Here is a 15,111-nt window from a genome sequence, read left to right as displayed (position 1 = left end):
TATTCCCGCAAATAAGTCTATGAATTTATATTTTGATAATATTTCACTATTTACTTCAATCATATTTTACTGAACAGCATTTTCTATACATTTTCCCACAAATATAAAGAAACCAACTCAAGCCACAAACTTGATGCAATATATCGTGATATTTCTCTATATTTATGCCTCAAACCTATTCAATCTATAAAATGGCTGCTACCGAATTATCTTGGAAAACCTCCGACGGAATTAATATTTATGGCAAAAAATGGGAAACTACGATGCCCATCAAAGCCGTTATTTGTGTTATGCACGGAATGGGCGAGCATATTAATCGCTATGAACATGTTGCTGAAATGTTTAATAAAAATGGCTACGCCGTCATTGGCTGCGACCAACGTGGACATGGAAAATCGGGAGGTTTGCGTGGGCATTTTCCAGATTTTGAGACTTTTTTGAATGATGTTGACGAGTTATTAAAAGTGGCTTCTGAGCACTTCCCAGGCACTAAAAAGATACTTTATGGTCATAGCATGGGCGGAAATTTGGTAGCAAATTACCTGCTCCGCCGTCAGCCCAAAATTGCGGGTGCGATTCTTTCTTCACCCTACTTTCAATTGGCTTTTCAACCTTCAAAAACTACGCTCTTTATTGGAAGATTAATGAAAGGAATTTTTCCAGCATTATCATTGAGTAGCGGTTTAGATTCGTCGGCTATTTCACGGGATACGGACGTTGTGAAAAAATACAACGAAGACCCATTAGTACACGACAAAGTTTCTGCAAAAATGGGTATTGAAATGATAGAAACTGGTGAATGGGCAATTGGTAATGCCGAAAAACTAAATATTCCAACACTCGTTTACCATGGAACAGCCGACCGACTTACTTCTTTTGAGGGAAGCAAAGCATTTGCCAAAAAAGCAGGAAAACTAGTCACTTTTGTGCCTTTTGAAGAACTTTTTCACGAAACTCACAACGAACCAGAAAAAGAGGAAGTATTTAAAGTGGTGATTAATTGGTGCAACAAAACCATTGCATAGCGACGATTTCCCATTCAAAATTATTTTATTGCAGCTCATCCACCTCATCCAACATAAACGCTTTTGGGTGGTGTGTCATACCTATTCTTGGATAATAATCAATAGCAGCTGGTGCTGAAAGAAGAATCAATTTTGCCTGTGGGATCAGCAATTTTGTTTGTCGAATCAGCTCTTTTCCAATGCCATTTTTCTGGTATTCTTCCTCAACAAATAAATCAGAAAGGTAAGCACAAAATATCCAATCTGTAACCGACCTTGCAACGCCCACTAATTTTCCTGTATGACGAGCAGTTACTATCAAATTAGCATTTTTGACCATTAATTTTATTCTTTCTAAATCATCAATTGGACGGCGTTCGCCTAAAGTTGAGGCAATCAAAGTTGCTCTAAATTCCTCCCAATCAAGGTTTACTTCTTGTTTATATTGAATCTCCATAGTCATTAAAATATTCTCAAATATAATAATTTAAGCTAAAAAAGCCTCTAAAACTTATTTTAATGCAATTCAATAAAAAAATATCAACAATTTAGTTGTCATAACAAATAATTTATATAATTTTGTATGCACAACAATAGTTAGTACAACAATTAATAATTGTCAACTAATCATCACCAATTAATTCAAAATGCCTATTTATCATAAACTCGGAAAGATTCCACCAAAGCGACATACTCAGTTTGAAAAGCCATTTAATGGAGGTTTGTATTACGAACAACTTTTTGGAACTATTGGCTTTGACGGAATGGCATCGTTGATGTATCATATTCATCGACCTACTCAAGTCATGCAAATACTTGATAGTAAAGATATTACGCCAAAAATTGCCGATACTCACAATATGATGATGCGGAAATTTATCGGTTTTAATGTTGCTCCGAACGATGATTTTCTCGAAAGTCGAGTACCGATGATGACCAATTCAGCTTGTACGATTGGATTGGCTGCTCCGACAAAATCTTTGAGAAACTATTTCTATAAAAATGCTGATTCCGATGAGCTACTTTTCATTCACAAAGGCTCTGGCACACTTCGCACACAATTGGGTAATATTACTTTTGAATACGGTGATTATCTCCTGATTCCTCGTGGAATGATTTATCAAATTGATTTTGACTCAACTGATAATCGTATTTTTTATGTAGAATCTCACTCGCCTATTTATACGCCCAAACGCTACCGCAATCATTTTGGTCAGCTTTTAGAAAGTTCACCATACTGCGAACGAGATTATAAACTCCCCGAAATATTAGAAACTTACGACCAAAAAGGTGAATTTTTAATCAAAATCAAGAAACAAAATCAATTGCACCAATTGGTTTATCAATATCATCCTTTCGATGTCGTTGGTTTTGATGGCTATAATTTCCCGTGGGGATTTTCGATTCATAATTTTGAACCAATTACGGGCCGCATTCATCAACCGCCACCTGTTCATCAAACTTTCCAGAGCGATGCTTTTGTGGTTTGTTCGTTTTGTCCAAGACTTTACGATTACCATCCGAAAGCTATTCCTGCCCCATATAATCACTCAAATATTGATTCCGACGAGGTGATTTATTACGTAGATGGTGACTTTATGAGCCGAAATGACATTGAACAAGGACATATTACTTTACATCCAGGCGGAATTCCGCACGGCCCACATCCTGGAGCAATGGAACGCAGCATTGGCAAAACTGCTACACAAGAATTGGCAGTTATGGTTGATACTTTTAAACCATTAATGATTACAGAAAACGCTTTGAAGTACGACGACGGAAAGTATTTTCAAAGTTGGAGAGAGTAGTTTTTTGCTACTAAAAACACTGAGTGAAACTTCATGTTCTTAGTAACTAAGTGGTAATTGAAATTTTACATCAACATTCAAAAAAACAAACAAATGCTACTTCAAGAAACAAAAAATATTATCGAACAGGACAATGATTTTCTTCCAATTAATGGCACTGACTATATCGAATTATATGTAGGAAATTGTAAGCAAGCGGCCCATTATTATCAAACGGCTTTTGGTTTTCAGCCATTGGCTTATGCTGGTCTTGAAACTGGACTACGTGACCGTGAAAGTTATGTTTTGCAACAAGGAAAAATTCGTTTGATTCTTACTTCACCACTGCACGGCGGAACTGAAATTGGCAAACACATCGACCAACACGGCGATGGCGTAAAAGTAGTTGCCCTTTGGGTCGATGATGCCAGCGATGCCTATTACGAAACCATTTCTCGTGGGGCAAAACCATATTTTGAGCCAATCATTGAAGAAGATGAATTTGGAAAAGTAGTTCGTTCGGGCATTCATACTTATGGAGATACTGTGCATATTTTTGTCGAAAGAAGTGAATACAAAGGTGTTTTTCTACCCAATTTCCGTTCATGGAAACCAAGTTATCATCCTTCGCCTGTTGGCTTGAAATACATTGACCATATCGTAGGAAATGTAGGTTGGAATGGCATGAATCAATGGGTAAATTTCTACGGAAAAGTAATGGGATTCAACCAATTGGTAAGTTTTGACGACAAAGATATTTCAACCGAATATACTGCTTTGATGAGTAAAGTGATGTCGAATGGAAATGGTCGCATCAAATTCCCTATAAATGAGCCAGCCGAAGGAAAAAAGAAATCTCAAGTAGAAGAATATCTTGATTTTTATGGCGGTGCGGGGGTTCAGCATTTGGCAGTTGCAACCGATGATATCATCACCACAGTTACCCATTTGCGTGAACATGGCGTTGAGTTTCTGCAAGTTCCTGATAGTTACTATGTAGAATTAAAAGAAAGAATCGGTGTGATTGAGGAAGAAATTGAACAATTGAGCCAGCTCGGAATTTTGGTTGACCGTGACGATGAAGGGTATTTGCTCCAAATTTTCACTAAGCCAATAGAACCTCGACCGACGATGTTTTTTGAAATTATTCAGCGAAAAGGGGCAAAATCTTTCGGAAAAGGCAATTTTAAGGCACTTTTTGAAGCCATTGAGCGTGAGCAAGTATTAAGAGGAACGTTATAAATAATTTTTAATGAGTGAATAATTGAATAATTAAAAGTTTATTTTCTGTTCAATCATTCACTCATTCTATCATTCACTCATTGACTATGAACCAAAACTATAACTCATACACCCCTGCCGACCATGAAGTTTGGCAACTGCTTTTTGAGCGACAAATGCAGAAATTACCTTCAATTGCAAGCAAAGCTTACTTGGAAGGTATTGAAAAAGCAGGTTTTGTGGCTAACCATATTCCTGACTTTGAAAATGAAACCAATCCTCGACTACAAGCACTTACGGGTTGGTCTGTTGTAGTTGTTGGTGGACTCGTGCCAATCAAGGAGTTTTTTGAGCTTTTGGCTGATAAAAAATTTCCTGCTTCAACTTGGTTACGTACCATTGAACAGCTTGATTATTTGGAAGAACCTGATATGTTTCATGATACTTTTGGGCATGTACCATTGCTAACTAATCAGGCTTTTTGTGATTTTTTGGCTGAGTTTAGCAAAATTTCTTTGAAATATATCAATGATGAATACGCCGTTAAACTCATGCAAAAACTCTATTGGTTTACCGTCGAATTTGGATTAATTAGAGAAAATCAACAGATGAAAATTTTTGGTGGTGGCATTATTTCTTCCAGTGGCGAAAGCGTTTATAGTTTGTGTAGTGGAGTGCCTGCAAGAGTGCCCTACTTGATTGAAGAGATTTTGGAGACCGAAGTAAAAATTGATGCGTATCAAAAAAAGTATTTTGTGATAGAATCGTACGAACAATTATTTGAATCGTTGCCTAAATTTGAAGAAATTTTAGAACAACAATTATTAGTGTATCAATAATTGAAGGTTTTTTATACTTTTGTAATATTAATTGCTCGTAGCCCTTAGCTTTGGAATAATGTTTGGTATTCGTAGTTATTTATTGAAATTTCTAACGGTTTTTCTCTAAAATACCACATCCTTTAAATTCTTTTTGCTAAATGCTAAAAGCCTACAAAGTAGAACAGACTTACCAATAAATAAATGACACACTCAGACAAACGTTCGTATTATTTCAAAATTGATACTACCATCAAAAGGATTCGCAGTTTTATGCAAAAAGGGCTAACTGATGGCGGAATTGACCTAACCGTTGACCAATGGGTTGTAATTGACCACATTAAACCCAAAGGAGGAATTAGTCAAAATGATTTGGCTATCGATACCGCAAAAGATGCCCCAACAATCACTCGAATCCTGGATTTATTGGTAGAAAAAGGCTTAGTTCGCCGCCAAATGGCCGACGACGACCGTAGGAAATTCAATATTTATCTAACTGAGGAAGGGGAAAATTTACATCAAAATGCTTTGGGAGTCATTGGCGAAATTCGTAAAAAATCGTGGGGAAATTTAAATGATGAAGATTATGACCATCTCGTCAGAATTATGGATAAAATTCATCAAAATGTAAGTGAAAAATGATTTTCTGTTTACAAAATCGGTTTGCAGCACAACTGCTTTTGTAAACTAATTTTGTAAAAATTAGAAATAATGACTTCTTGGCTCGATATAACATCCGATAACGATTTTTCAATCTATAATCTTCCTTTTGGAATTTTCAGTACTCACAAAAAAAAGCCTCAAGTTGGCATCCGAATCGGTGATTTTGTCATTGATTTGGAACAATTACGTAAATTAGGTTTACTCGAAATTCCACGCAATATTTTTAATCAATCAAGCCTAAACTCCTTTATCGGACTTGGCAAAAAACGTACAAATGCCTTACGACTCCAAATTCAAGAGTGGCTTTGTGATGAAAAGTCTCCTTTAAAAAGGCATTTTGACCACGCCTTTCACAAAATTGAAAACGTCAAAATGTATTTACCTGTCAGAATTGGCGATTATACAGATTTTTACTCAAGCATCGAACACGCTACCAATGCTGGCAAAATATTTCGCCCAGATAATCCACTTTTCCCAAACTGGAAACACATACCGATTGCCTATCACGGTCGGGCAAGTTCGATAGTTATTTCTGGAACGCCAATTCATCGTCCAAAAGGTCAGTACAAACCAGCCGATGCTACGACACCTATTTTTGGAGCTACCAAAGAACTTGATTTTGAGTTAGAAATTGGAGCAATTATCGGCAAAAACTCTGAGCTTGGAAAAAGCATAAATACTTCAGAATCAGAAGATTACGTATTTGGATTAGTCCTTTTCAATGACTGGTCTGCACGAGATATTCAGCGTTGGGAAACACAACCTTTAGGGCCTTTTTTAGGCAAAAATTTTGCATCTTCTATTTCTCCGTGGGTAGTTACTACGGAAGCTTTAGCTCCATTTCGGGTAGAAACACCTACACAAGAACCTACACCTTTGCCATACTTACAAGTTGAACAAAACAAGAATTTTGATATAAATTTAGAAGTTATTTTAAATAAGAATATTATTTCTCGTACTAATTTCAAGCAAATGTATTGGAGTATTGCTCAACAAGTGGCTCATCATACCGTTAATGGATGTAATTTGAAAATCGGTGATTTAATAGCATCGGGTACGATAAGTGGGTCAGAATCAAATACTTATGGCTCAATGCTTGAGCTTAGTTGGGGTGGTAAAAACCCAATAAAACTGCCAAATGGTGAAACACGAACTTATCTCCAAAATGGCGATGAACTCACCTTGTCAGGCTTTTGTGAAAAAGAGGAAATGAGAGTTGGATTTGGTATAGTAAGTGGGAAAATCGCCTGAACAGTCCGACTGCCGCCATGATTTAATGGATTTATTTGGTTATTATGAGTTAAATTAAAAGATAGAATTTTGCAAAATGCTAACATTAAATCCCAAAGAATTAGATTCAAGAGTTTTTTATAGCTACCTCACGGGCACGGTTGCTCCACGTCCGATTGCTTTTGCGAGTACCGTTGATAAGTCGGGCAACGTTAATTTAAGTCCATTTAGTTTTTTTAATATCATGGGCATTAACCCTCCTATTTTAGTTTTTGCTCCCAATAATCGAGGTCGAGATGGTTCTAAAAAAGATACTATTCTTAATCTTGAAGAAGTTCCCGAAGTGGTTATTAATATGGTTGATTATAGCATGATTCAGCAAATGTCTTTATCAAGCGTTGAGTTTCCACGAGGTACAAATGAATTTATAAAATCAGGATTTACCGAAGAAAAATCTGTTTTCGTAAAACCTCCAAGAGTAAAGGAATCTCAAGCTCAATTTGAATGTAAAGTACTGGAAATCAAGCGAATTGGAACAATGAATTTGGTTATTTGTGAGGTAATTTTAGCTCATTTTTCTGAACAAATCATTGGAGAAAATGGCAAAATTGAGCAACAAAAAACCGATTGGGTAGCACGAATGGGCGGAGATTGGTACGTTCGAGCAAACGAAGTTTCAATGTTTGAAGTAGAAAAACCAATAACCAAAATTGGCATTGGCTACGATGCCATTCCAGAAAAAATTCGTTTATCTAAAATCCTGACAGGCAATCATTTAGGGCAATTGGGCAATGTTGAAAATTTGCCAAGTCATGCAGAAATTTTTGCTTTTCGAGAAACGCTAATCATGCAACAAATCATCGAACAAGTACTTTATGGTTGTGCATTTTTAGATAATTTACTGCATAACGAAGCAGCGAAATTATTGAATGAGAATAAAGTAAAAGAGGCTTGGTTGATGCTTTTGCAGGAATTCTAACTCCTAAATTTCTTAAATAGCACTTAATATTCAGGCGTTGGTCGCCACTTAAACGACTGATTATCAATGGCTCGCATTGTGCATAAAACTCCGTCGAGGTGGTCGTATTCGTGTTGCAGAAGTTCTGAAATAGAATCGTGAACTTGCCAAGTTTTTGGCTGCCAATTTTCATCTAAATAATTTATGGTCAATACTTTATGACGTTTTACTTTTACTAATAAATTAGGAAAAGACATACAATCATCCCACAATTCAAACATTTCTTCGCTCAAATTATCGAAAGTCGGATTAATAATGATGATTGGTCGGTCGAGATTCAAGTAAATCAGACGCTTCATAATGCCCAATTGCGGAGCAGCAATTCCACGACCAAATTTGTATTTTATTCTAATCTCTTCCATCACATTGTGCAAGTCGGCTACCCATTCTTTCACCAAAGGAAGTTCGTATTCATAAACTGGCTCGCATACTTCATATAATCGTGGCTCGCCGAGTTGGAGAAGGTCTTTTAAATATTTCATAGAATTAACAAAAATTAACATGTACAAATAAACTAAAAAACAGTTACATTCGTTTTTTGGGTGCAATAAATTTAGACTCGAACGGCGTACCGTCAAAACACAATGAAAAACTTACTCATCACTATCTTTGTTTTGTCTTTTTTGAATGGTTTTGGTCAATTAGCAACAAAAATGCCCGAAATTGACGACCAAACAAGTTACGAAACCGATATTACCAAAGTTGAGATTCGGGGTGAATATACAATTGTATATTTCAGTTACCAAGTTTCCGAAAGAAAAAACAATACTTTTCAATTCCAGTTTCCATTTCCAAATCAAAGTCAAGCTCCATCAACTTATACCATTTCGTTTAATCCAAAAAGCTATTTGAATCGTAATGGAAAAAGATTCAAATATATCAAATCCACTGGAATTCCAGAAATGCCCGAAGAAATGAATGTTTACCCCAAAGAAAAATATCGTTTCACGGTTTACTTTGAAAAATTAGACGCTGGCATCGAAACTTTCAATCTGATTGAAGGCAAAAACCGCCCCGAAGAACGCCACCAATATTGGAATTTTTACGGTGTTCATATCAATAATCCTCTCATACAAAAACCTGTTCCTAACTTACCCACAGAGAAAAAAGTTGAGCCTATTAATGATGGCGAAATATTTATTACCATTAAAGGAAAAATTTTAGATGCCAAAACCAATAAACCTATTACTGGTAGAGTTTTGTACCAAACGGAACGCCGCCCGCTCGACGATGATGTACTGAAAGCCGACTCGATAAAAACCAATAATTTGGGTGAATATTCATTCAAAATTAAGCCCGATGCTTATACATTTATTGCGTCGGCAAAAGATTACGACGATTCGCAAGAAAGCATGGATTTATCAAAACTCAATAAAAATCAGCAATTTTCGCAGAATATTTACTTAAATCCTGTTGTAGAAAAGCCTGTAAAAAAAGAAGAACCTAAAATAGAAGAGCAAAAAACTGATAAAAAAGAACATGCAAAAGAAGAAGCCGCTCCACTCAAAATCGAAGTTAATAAGTTTAGGTTAGATAAAGTTTTCTTTAAAATTGGCGAATCAAATCTTTTGTCTGAATCTTACGAGCAGTTAGATGGATTATTGAAAATGCTCAAAGAAGACCCTAAAATGAAAATTATTGTGGAAGGTCATACAGATAATGTAGGCGACCCAACTCAAAATAAGCGTTTGTCGCTCGAAAGAGCATTTAATGTTCGTGAATACCTCATTAGTAAAGGAATTGCAGGAAGTAGAATTCAATTTAAAGGCTACGGCGACACCAAACCAATAGCTGAAAATGACACCGAAGAAGGGCGAAAAATGAACCGAAGAGTGGAGTTTGTGATTTTGTAAGCACATTTTGTTTTTAATTTATTATGTTTAAATTGCCAGATAATCAATAATTATAGTTTATACAAAATACTCAACTATAAATACTTGATAATCAATGAATTACTTTTTTAGTTGCGTGTATACACTCGTTGGACGAAACCTTAAAAACACACAAATGAACCTATGTTATTGAGAAAAGGCAAGACAAAATCTTTATTAGAAAGTTCAATAGATTGTGCATTGCTATCCGTGGAATTATACAATAAGCCAAGAGCACCATTTAGAGTTGAAAGTTTCATAACACATATGATTATGGCATGGACAAGGCTACTACAAGCTAACTTTAACCTAACAATTGGTGAAACCTACTTTTATAAAGAACCGAATGGTCGTTACAAAATAATTGATGCGGAAAAAAAAGCATGGGAATTAAAAACTTGTATAATAAAATATGGAAAACTAACAGACAGCGTAAAGACAAATTTAGAATTTTTCATTAAATTGAGAAACAAAATTGAACATAGGACAATTTCGAAAGATGAAATTGGACTTATGATTTTTGGAGAATGCCAATCATTACTTTACAATTTCGAAAATGAATTAATACGACTTTTTGGTTCAGAGTATGCTATTAATGAAAGTTTAGCGTATTCTTTACAATTTTCTCGATTACGTTCCGCAAAACAGATAAATGCTAATAAACAATTACTTTCAACAGAAGTAAAAGAATTAAAAGATTTTATTGAAAAGTATAGAACAAATATCAAGGAGGAGGTTTTTAACTCGCAAGAATTTAGTATAAAATTAATTCAAGTACCTAAAATTGCGAATACTTCAAGAAATGATTTAGCAATTGAATTTGTAAATTGGAATTCTCTATCCGAAGAAGACCGAATTAATTACGAAAAAATAACAACATTAATAAAGGACAAGGTTCAGAAAACAGAAGTCATAAATCCTGGTAAATTAAAACCTGGTATTGTAATTAAACACGTAAATGACAATTTTCATGGAACTTTTAACAAATTTGACCATAAATGCCTGTTATATATTTTCTCGATTAGACCTACTTCGGGGGACATTGATGATTTAGACCCATTTGAAACCAACGCAAAATATTGTCATTATGATGAAGCTCATAATGATTATCTTTTTCAAGAAAGTTGGTCGAATTTTATTTTGAACAACTTAACACTTGGGCGAATAAACCGTGATTTTTGGAAATCCAATTATGACACCAGAAAGAAAGTAAATATTGAAACATTCGAGGTTCAATAAAGGCATCGCACAACACGAGTTTGTGGCAAGTGGGGGCTGACGGAAGTGATTGAACATCAGGAATTTTATTGTACCGCACGGGCGGCCCCGTTTTGTTTCGGCGGACGGAAACTTATTGAACTTTGGTAAGTAACTCAAAATCAGTAATTTATATCAGCAGAAGTTCGGGCAGACGAGTTTCAAAACCCCCACCTGCCACAATACTTTTTCGTTTGCGGTCATTAAAGAACGACACCGAACTATAATTAACAGAACAAAAAAGTAAAAGAGACAATGTTTACAATAGAACAAATTGAATTCGCTCATAGCAAAATAAAATCAGGAGCAGAATTTCCGAAATACATTCAGGAAATTAAAAATATTGGGGTAAAAGCATTTGAAACTTGGGTGTCAGATAGCCATACTGAATATTTCGGCGAAAGCGGCTTTCAGACAAAATCTCAACCTAAATATAAAGATTTGACAATCGCCGACAGTAGTGATAAAGAAAAATTTATTCATTATTTAAAAATCCACCAACAAGGAGAAATAGACTATTTTACATTTTGTAAACATTGTGCTGAAACTGGAATTGAAAAATGGTTAGTAATCCTTGATAAAATGACTTGTACATATTACGACAAGGCAGAAAATGAAATATTGGTTGAAATTGTACCAACAGTATAAAAAACAAAAACTGCTAACACCACCTACAAAAAATTGGCGGTTCAGTGGTTAAACAAAGCTCTGAGCTTCGTATCAAGTTTAGTGCTTCGTAATCGCCACCTTCGCAAAGCCGCAACATGGGATTTGGCGTTATTGGGCAGAAGCAATGGTTTACTATTGGGCTTTGGCTCGAGCAGAAGTCTTTCAATTTAGCTTTTTGTTGTTAACTTCAACCGCAAGAGCAGCTATGTTTCTCATTTTGAAATATCATACATTGTTTACTACAACCAAGCATTAAAAATGAAACTTTGCGTAGCTCAAACCCGACCAATCAAAGGCGATATTGAGCGTAATATCCAAAATCACATAAGGTTAATTGATTTAGCAGTTTCAAATGAAGCAGAAATCATTATTTTCCCTGAATTATCACTTATTGGATATGAACCTACTTTGTCAAAAGCCTTAGCAACTACACAATATGATAGCCGATTGTCCATTTTCCAAAATATTAGTGATGCAAAACAAATTACAATCGGTGTTGGAGTTCCGACTAAAAATAATGCAGGAATTTGTATAAGTTTGGTTATTTTTCAACCAAATGTAGCTCTAAAGTTATATTCAAAAAAATATTTACACGCTGACGAAGAACCTTATTTTGTTAGTGGACAAACCAATACTGGTTTATTAGGAAATAAAAACAATATTGCGGTAGCTATTTGTTATGAATTATCTGTTTACGAACATTCGGATAATGCCGCAAAAAATGGAGCCTCTATTTATATGGCAAGTGTAGCAAAATCGGCCAATGGCGTGGAAAAAGCCAATCAAATTTTATCTGAAATTGCTCAAAAATACGGAATGACAGTACTGATGTCTAATTATGTTGGGCAAAACGATGATTTTATTTGTACTGGAAATTCCGCCGTTTGGAATAATAAAGGCGACTTAGTTGCTCAACTAAATGACTCCGACGCTGGAATATTGATTTATGATACAGTGACTGAAAATATATTTGCCAAAACAATATAATTTTCTTGAATTCACGGTTTCAATCGTTTCACATGGTTTAAAATCGAATATTCTCTACAATATCACTCGCAATCATATTTATCATACCACGTTTTTGAGCAGCTCTATCTCCAGCCAAACCGTGTTGATAAACACCCAAAATCGCTGCTTCGGCTGGTATGTAACCTTGAGCCAAAAGTGCCAAAATCATCCCTGTAAGCACATCGCCACTTCCAGCAGTTGCCATACCAGGATTGCCCGAAGCATTGAAATGGAAAGTTCCATCGGGCAAAGCAATTGCTGTATTAGCTCCCTTCAAACAAACAATAACTTGCTGATTTACAGCAAATTGCATTAGTAACTCCAGTTTTTGATAATCATCTGTCCAAGTTTTATTAATCAGTTTTTGAAACTCTTTAGGATGTGGTGTAAGAATCGAATTCTGTGGAATCTTTTTGATAGTATCTCGCCCTTTTCCTATCGAAAAATTATTAAGAGCATCGGCATCCAGCACCATCGGAATATTTAATTTGGTGCAAACTTCACATAATTGTTCAATACTTTCTCGAAGCTTTCCATGAACACCTAATCCTGGACCAATCCCAATGGCTTGATATTGACCTGAAATATCTTTGGTAGTAAATTGAGTCGAAATAAATGAATCGGTTTTTCCGCCCAATGCCTCCCAATACATCGCTTCTGGTAGCAACATCTGCATGATTTGTAAGCCAGCAGGAATCGAGTGAACGGTCAATTTTCCAACACCAGACCGCATACAAGCTCGTGCCGAAAGTACCGCTGCTCCCATCATTCCGTAGCTTCCTGCAACGAGCAAAGCATGACCAAAAGTGCCTTTATGCGAAAACTTTTTTCGTGGTTTTATTAGTCTTTCAACTTCATTAGGTGTTGAATAGAAATATCTTGTTTCAGATTTCTGAATAAACTCTTGATGCAAACCAATATCAACGATGTGCCAATCGCCCACAAATTCGGCATTTTGCGGCAACATAAAAGCCAATTTTGGCAATTGAAAACCAATCGTGTGTGTAGATTTTATAATCGTATCGCTTATATTATTTCGCTTATCGGCCATTAAACCAGTTGGCATATCGACTGAAATGATTTGTGCTTCACTCCTATTCAGTTGCTCCACGATTGTTTTTGTCAATCCTTCTAACGAACGAGATAATCCAGAGCCAAAAATAGCATCAAGTATTAAATCATTTTTATTAAACTCCAAAATAAGCTTCTCATTATCAAGCACTTCAACATCTAATTGTTTTTCTAATCGTTCAAGATTTATTACGAAGTTTTCAGAAAATTTCTCTGAATATTTTACTACAAAAACGGCTATATCATAGCCCAAATTATGTAACATACGAGCAATTGCCAAGCCATCGCCTCCATTATCGCCGAGTCCACAAAAGATTTTTATAGTCTGCTTTCTTTCTTTAAATTTCACACAAAACCAATCAACAAATGCTTTTGAAGCTCGTTCCATCAAGTCAATCGAAGCGATTGGTTCATATTTAGTTGTATAAACATCTGCCTCTCTAATTTGGTTAAGCGATAAAATTTTCATATATTTTGTTTCTTAAAATCTCAAAAATTCGTTACTTCGTAGCTATAAAAAATATAACTGCTTTAATCAATATTGTTTTACTTAAATTTCACCTAAATCGTTGAAAATTAGTGTTATTATTCCGACCCAAAATGAGGCAAAAAAAATAGGTTTTTTAATTGAAAACCTTAGAAAATATGGTGGAACAAATTTACAAGAAATTATTGTTATTGATTCGCCAAATACCACTGATAATACTTTTGAAATTGCTCAAAATTTAGGCGTAATTGCTGTAAAATCTCCGCAAAAAGGTCGTGCAGTTCAGATGAATTATGGAGCAAACCTTGCAAAAGGAGAAATACTCTATTTTGTTCATGCCGATACACAAATCCACCCTGATTATACTTCCGACATTATTCAAGCTATTAACGCGGGCTACCATTTAGGGTGCTACCGCCATCAATTCGATTCTTCACATTTATTACTAAAAATCAATGCTTTTTTTACTCGTTTTCCGTTTATTTGGTGTCGGGGTGGCGACCAAACACTCTTTATCCAAAAAAAGGATTTTATAAAATTAGGCTGTTTTCGTCAAGATTTTCAAATTATGGAAGATTACAAGTTTATTTTAAGAGCAAACAAAGATTTTAAATTTAAGATAATTCCAAAAAATGTAATTGTATCTGCCCGAAAATACGAAACAAATTCATATCTTCGGGTTCAAAAAGCAAATTTTAAAATCATGCGGATGTTTCTCAAAAGGAACGCATCTCAACAAGAAATGACGGAAACATATCGCAAAATGTTGAATTATTAATTTCCCAAATAGGGGTTTTCGGCTTTTAGATTGTCTTAATCTAAAACATAATTACATAGAAAAAAACATGTCAGAATTGATTAGCGGTATTCAGCAAGTAGGGATTGGTGTGAGAGATGCCCAAGAAGCATTTGAATGGTATAATAAAATCTTGGGGCTGAATGTTCCTCTTTTTGATGATGTAGCAGAAGCAACATTGATGACTCGGTATACTAAAGGCAACATTCGG

17 protein-coding genes are annotated in these 15,111 nt (G+C 35.3%); 13 read left to right on the top strand and 4 right to left on the bottom strand.

The window, feature by feature from the left end; all coding sequences use genetic code 11:
* Positions 1 to 164 precede the first annotated feature (164 nt).
* Positions 165 to 1,025, top strand: coding sequence for an alpha/beta hydrolase (locus ACH2CJ_RS03810; protein ID WP_394990859.1), 861 nt, complete (start codon positions 165 to 167; stop codon positions 1,023 to 1,025).
* Between the two features lie 25 nt (positions 1,026 to 1,050).
* Here ACH2CJ_RS03810 and ACH2CJ_RS03805 read toward each other — a convergent pair whose 3' ends face one another.
* Positions 1,051 to 1,461, bottom strand: coding sequence for a GNAT family N-acetyltransferase (locus tag ACH2CJ_RS03805; RefSeq protein WP_394990857.1), 411 nt, complete (start codon positions 1,459 to 1,461; stop codon positions 1,051 to 1,053).
* Between the two features lie 190 nt (positions 1,462 to 1,651).
* On the opposite strand from ACH2CJ_RS03805, the gene ACH2CJ_RS03800 reads away from it, so the two are divergent.
* The 6 genes from ACH2CJ_RS03800 to ACH2CJ_RS03775 all read left to right on the top strand — a co-directional run bounded on the left by ACH2CJ_RS03800 (position 1,652) and on the right by ACH2CJ_RS03775 (position 7,702).
* Positions 1,652 to 2,812, top strand: coding sequence for a homogentisate 1,2-dioxygenase (locus ACH2CJ_RS03800; RefSeq protein WP_394990855.1), 1,161 nt, complete (start codon positions 1,652 to 1,654; stop codon positions 2,810 to 2,812).
* 93 nt (positions 2,813 to 2,905) lie between these two features.
* On the top strand, positions 2,906 to 4,033 hold the full coding sequence (gene hppD, locus ACH2CJ_RS03795; protein WP_394990853.1) for a 4-hydroxyphenylpyruvate dioxygenase: 1,128 nt from the start codon (positions 2,906 to 2,908) through the stop codon (positions 4,031 to 4,033).
* A gap of 71 nt (positions 4,034 to 4,104) precedes the next feature.
* A complete protein-coding gene (phhA, locus tag ACH2CJ_RS03790) occupies positions 4,105 to 4,851 on the top strand; it encodes a phenylalanine 4-monooxygenase (protein ID WP_394990861.1) in 747 nt (248 codons plus the stop codon).
* Between the two features lie 183 nt (positions 4,852 to 5,034).
* Positions 5,035 to 5,472, top strand: coding sequence for a MarR family winged helix-turn-helix transcriptional regulator (locus ACH2CJ_RS03785; RefSeq protein ID WP_394990852.1), 438 nt, complete (start codon positions 5,035 to 5,037; stop codon positions 5,470 to 5,472).
* Between the two features lie 69 nt (positions 5,473 to 5,541).
* On the top strand, positions 5,542 to 6,744 hold the full coding sequence (gene fahA, locus ACH2CJ_RS03780; RefSeq protein ID WP_394990851.1) for a fumarylacetoacetase: 1,203 nt from the start codon (positions 5,542 to 5,544) through the stop codon (positions 6,742 to 6,744).
* 76 nt (positions 6,745 to 6,820) lie between these two features.
* A complete protein-coding gene (locus ACH2CJ_RS03775) occupies positions 6,821 to 7,702 on the top strand; it encodes a flavin reductase family protein (protein ID WP_394990849.1) in 882 nt (293 codons plus the stop codon).
* Positions 7,703 to 7,725: 23 nt separating this feature from the next.
* On the opposite strand, the gene ACH2CJ_RS03770 is transcribed toward ACH2CJ_RS03775, so the two are convergent.
* The gene (locus ACH2CJ_RS03770; RefSeq protein ID WP_394990847.1) at positions 7,726 to 8,223 is read right to left on the bottom strand and encodes a peptide deformylase; all 498 of its coding nucleotides are present in this window, start codon (positions 8,221 to 8,223) and stop codon (positions 7,726 to 7,728) included.
* Positions 8,224 to 8,325: 102 nt separating this feature from the next.
* Here ACH2CJ_RS03770 and ACH2CJ_RS03765 point away from each other — a divergent pair, with 102 nt between their 5' ends.
* Together ACH2CJ_RS03765 and ACH2CJ_RS03760 are read left to right on the top strand one after the other, a co-directional pair.
* A complete protein-coding gene (locus ACH2CJ_RS03765) occupies positions 8,326 to 9,594 on the top strand; it encodes an OmpA family protein (RefSeq protein ID WP_394990846.1) in 1,269 nt (422 codons plus the stop codon).
* Between the two features lie 162 nt (positions 9,595 to 9,756).
* Complete coding sequence (locus ACH2CJ_RS03760) at positions 9,757 to 10,851, top strand: DUF3644 domain-containing protein (protein ID WP_394990845.1); 1,095 nt, start codon at positions 9,757 to 9,759, stop codon at positions 10,849 to 10,851.
* Positions 10,852 to 10,999: 148 nt separating this feature from the next.
* On the opposite strand, the gene ACH2CJ_RS03755 is transcribed toward ACH2CJ_RS03760, so the two are convergent.
* Positions 11,000 to 11,125 carry a hypothetical protein gene (locus tag ACH2CJ_RS03755; RefSeq protein ID WP_394990843.1) on the bottom strand — a complete coding sequence of 42 codons (126 nt, stop codon included), beginning with the start codon at positions 11,123 to 11,125 and terminating at the stop codon, positions 11,000 to 11,002.
* Between ACH2CJ_RS03755 and ACH2CJ_RS03750 the strand changes: the two genes are divergently transcribed.
* From ACH2CJ_RS03750 to ACH2CJ_RS03740, 3 genes are all read left to right on the top strand, one after another.
* A complete protein-coding gene (locus ACH2CJ_RS03750; RefSeq protein ID WP_394990841.1) occupies positions 11,125 to 11,517 on the top strand; it encodes a DUF1398 domain-containing protein in 393 nt (130 codons plus the stop codon). The two genes, ACH2CJ_RS03755 and ACH2CJ_RS03750, sit on opposite strands and share 1 nt — an antisense overlap.
* 33 nt (positions 11,518 to 11,550) lie before the next feature.
* Positions 11,551 to 11,709: a hypothetical protein gene (locus tag ACH2CJ_RS03745; RefSeq protein WP_394990839.1), complete on the top strand. Its 159-nt coding sequence runs from the start codon at positions 11,551 to 11,553 to the stop codon at positions 11,707 to 11,709.
* An 87-nt stretch (positions 11,710 to 11,796) separates the two neighbouring features.
* Positions 11,797 to 12,525 carry a carbon-nitrogen hydrolase family protein gene (locus ACH2CJ_RS03740; protein ID WP_394990837.1) on the top strand — a complete coding sequence of 243 codons (729 nt, stop codon included), beginning with the start codon at positions 11,797 to 11,799 and terminating at the stop codon, positions 12,523 to 12,525.
* Positions 12,526 to 12,562: 37 nt separating this feature from the next.
* Here ACH2CJ_RS03740 and ACH2CJ_RS03735 read toward each other — a convergent pair whose 3' ends face one another.
* A complete protein-coding gene (locus tag ACH2CJ_RS03735) occupies positions 12,563 to 14,086 on the bottom strand; it encodes an NAD(P)H-hydrate dehydratase (protein ID WP_394990835.1) in 1,524 nt (507 codons plus the stop codon).
* A gap of 100 nt (positions 14,087 to 14,186) precedes the next feature.
* On the opposite strand from ACH2CJ_RS03735, the gene ACH2CJ_RS03730 reads away from it, so the two are divergent.
* Positions 14,187 to 14,882: a TIGR04283 family arsenosugar biosynthesis glycosyltransferase gene (locus ACH2CJ_RS03730; protein ID WP_394990833.1), complete on the top strand. Its 696-nt coding sequence runs from the start codon at positions 14,187 to 14,189 to the stop codon at positions 14,880 to 14,882.
* Positions 14,883 to 15,111: the final 229 nt, after the last annotated feature.

The organism is Emticicia sp., assembly GCF_043780375.1.
GTDB lineage: Bacteria > Bacteroidota > Bacteroidia > Cytophagales > Spirosomataceae > Emticicia.
Note: the sequence above shows the minus strand (reverse complement) of the source record. Positions and strands in the feature narration are given on the sequence as shown.

Excerpts from the sequence above, each read along its gene's own strand:
- ACH2CJ_RS03810 (WP_394990859.1), top strand. The coding sequence starts at position 165 with ATGCCTCAAACCTATTCAATCTATAAAATGGCTGCTACCGAATTATCT.
- ACH2CJ_RS03805 (WP_394990857.1), bottom strand. The coding sequence starts at position 1,461 with ATGGAGATTCAATATAAACAAGAAGTAAACCTTGATTGGGAGGAATTT.
- ACH2CJ_RS03800 (WP_394990855.1), top strand. The coding sequence starts at position 1,652 with ATGCCTATTTATCATAAACTCGGAAAGATTCCACCAAAGCGACATACT.
- hppD (WP_394990853.1), top strand. The coding sequence starts at position 2,906 with ATGCTACTTCAAGAAACAAAAAATATTATCGAACAGGACAATGATTTT.
- ACH2CJ_RS03785 (WP_394990852.1), top strand. The coding sequence starts at position 5,035 with ATGACACACTCAGACAAACGTTCGTATTATTTCAAAATTGATACTACC.
- fahA (WP_394990851.1), top strand. The coding sequence starts at position 5,542 with ATGACTTCTTGGCTCGATATAACATCCGATAACGATTTTTCAATCTAT.
- ACH2CJ_RS03775 (WP_394990849.1), top strand. The coding sequence starts at position 6,821 with ATGCTAACATTAAATCCCAAAGAATTAGATTCAAGAGTTTTTTATAGC.
- ACH2CJ_RS03770 (WP_394990847.1), bottom strand. The coding sequence starts at position 8,223 with ATGAAATATTTAAAAGACCTTCTCCAACTCGGCGAGCCACGATTATAT.
- ACH2CJ_RS03765 (WP_394990846.1), top strand. The coding sequence starts at position 8,326 with ATGAAAAACTTACTCATCACTATCTTTGTTTTGTCTTTTTTGAATGGT.
- ACH2CJ_RS03760 (WP_394990845.1), top strand. The coding sequence starts at position 9,757 with ATGTTATTGAGAAAAGGCAAGACAAAATCTTTATTAGAAAGTTCAATA.
- ACH2CJ_RS03750 (WP_394990841.1), top strand. The coding sequence starts at position 11,125 with ATGTTTACAATAGAACAAATTGAATTCGCTCATAGCAAAATAAAATCA.
- ACH2CJ_RS03740 (WP_394990837.1), top strand. The coding sequence starts at position 11,797 with ATGAAACTTTGCGTAGCTCAAACCCGACCAATCAAAGGCGATATTGAG.
- ACH2CJ_RS03735 (WP_394990835.1), bottom strand. The coding sequence starts at position 14,086 with ATGAAAATTTTATCGCTTAACCAAATTAGAGAGGCAGATGTTTATACA.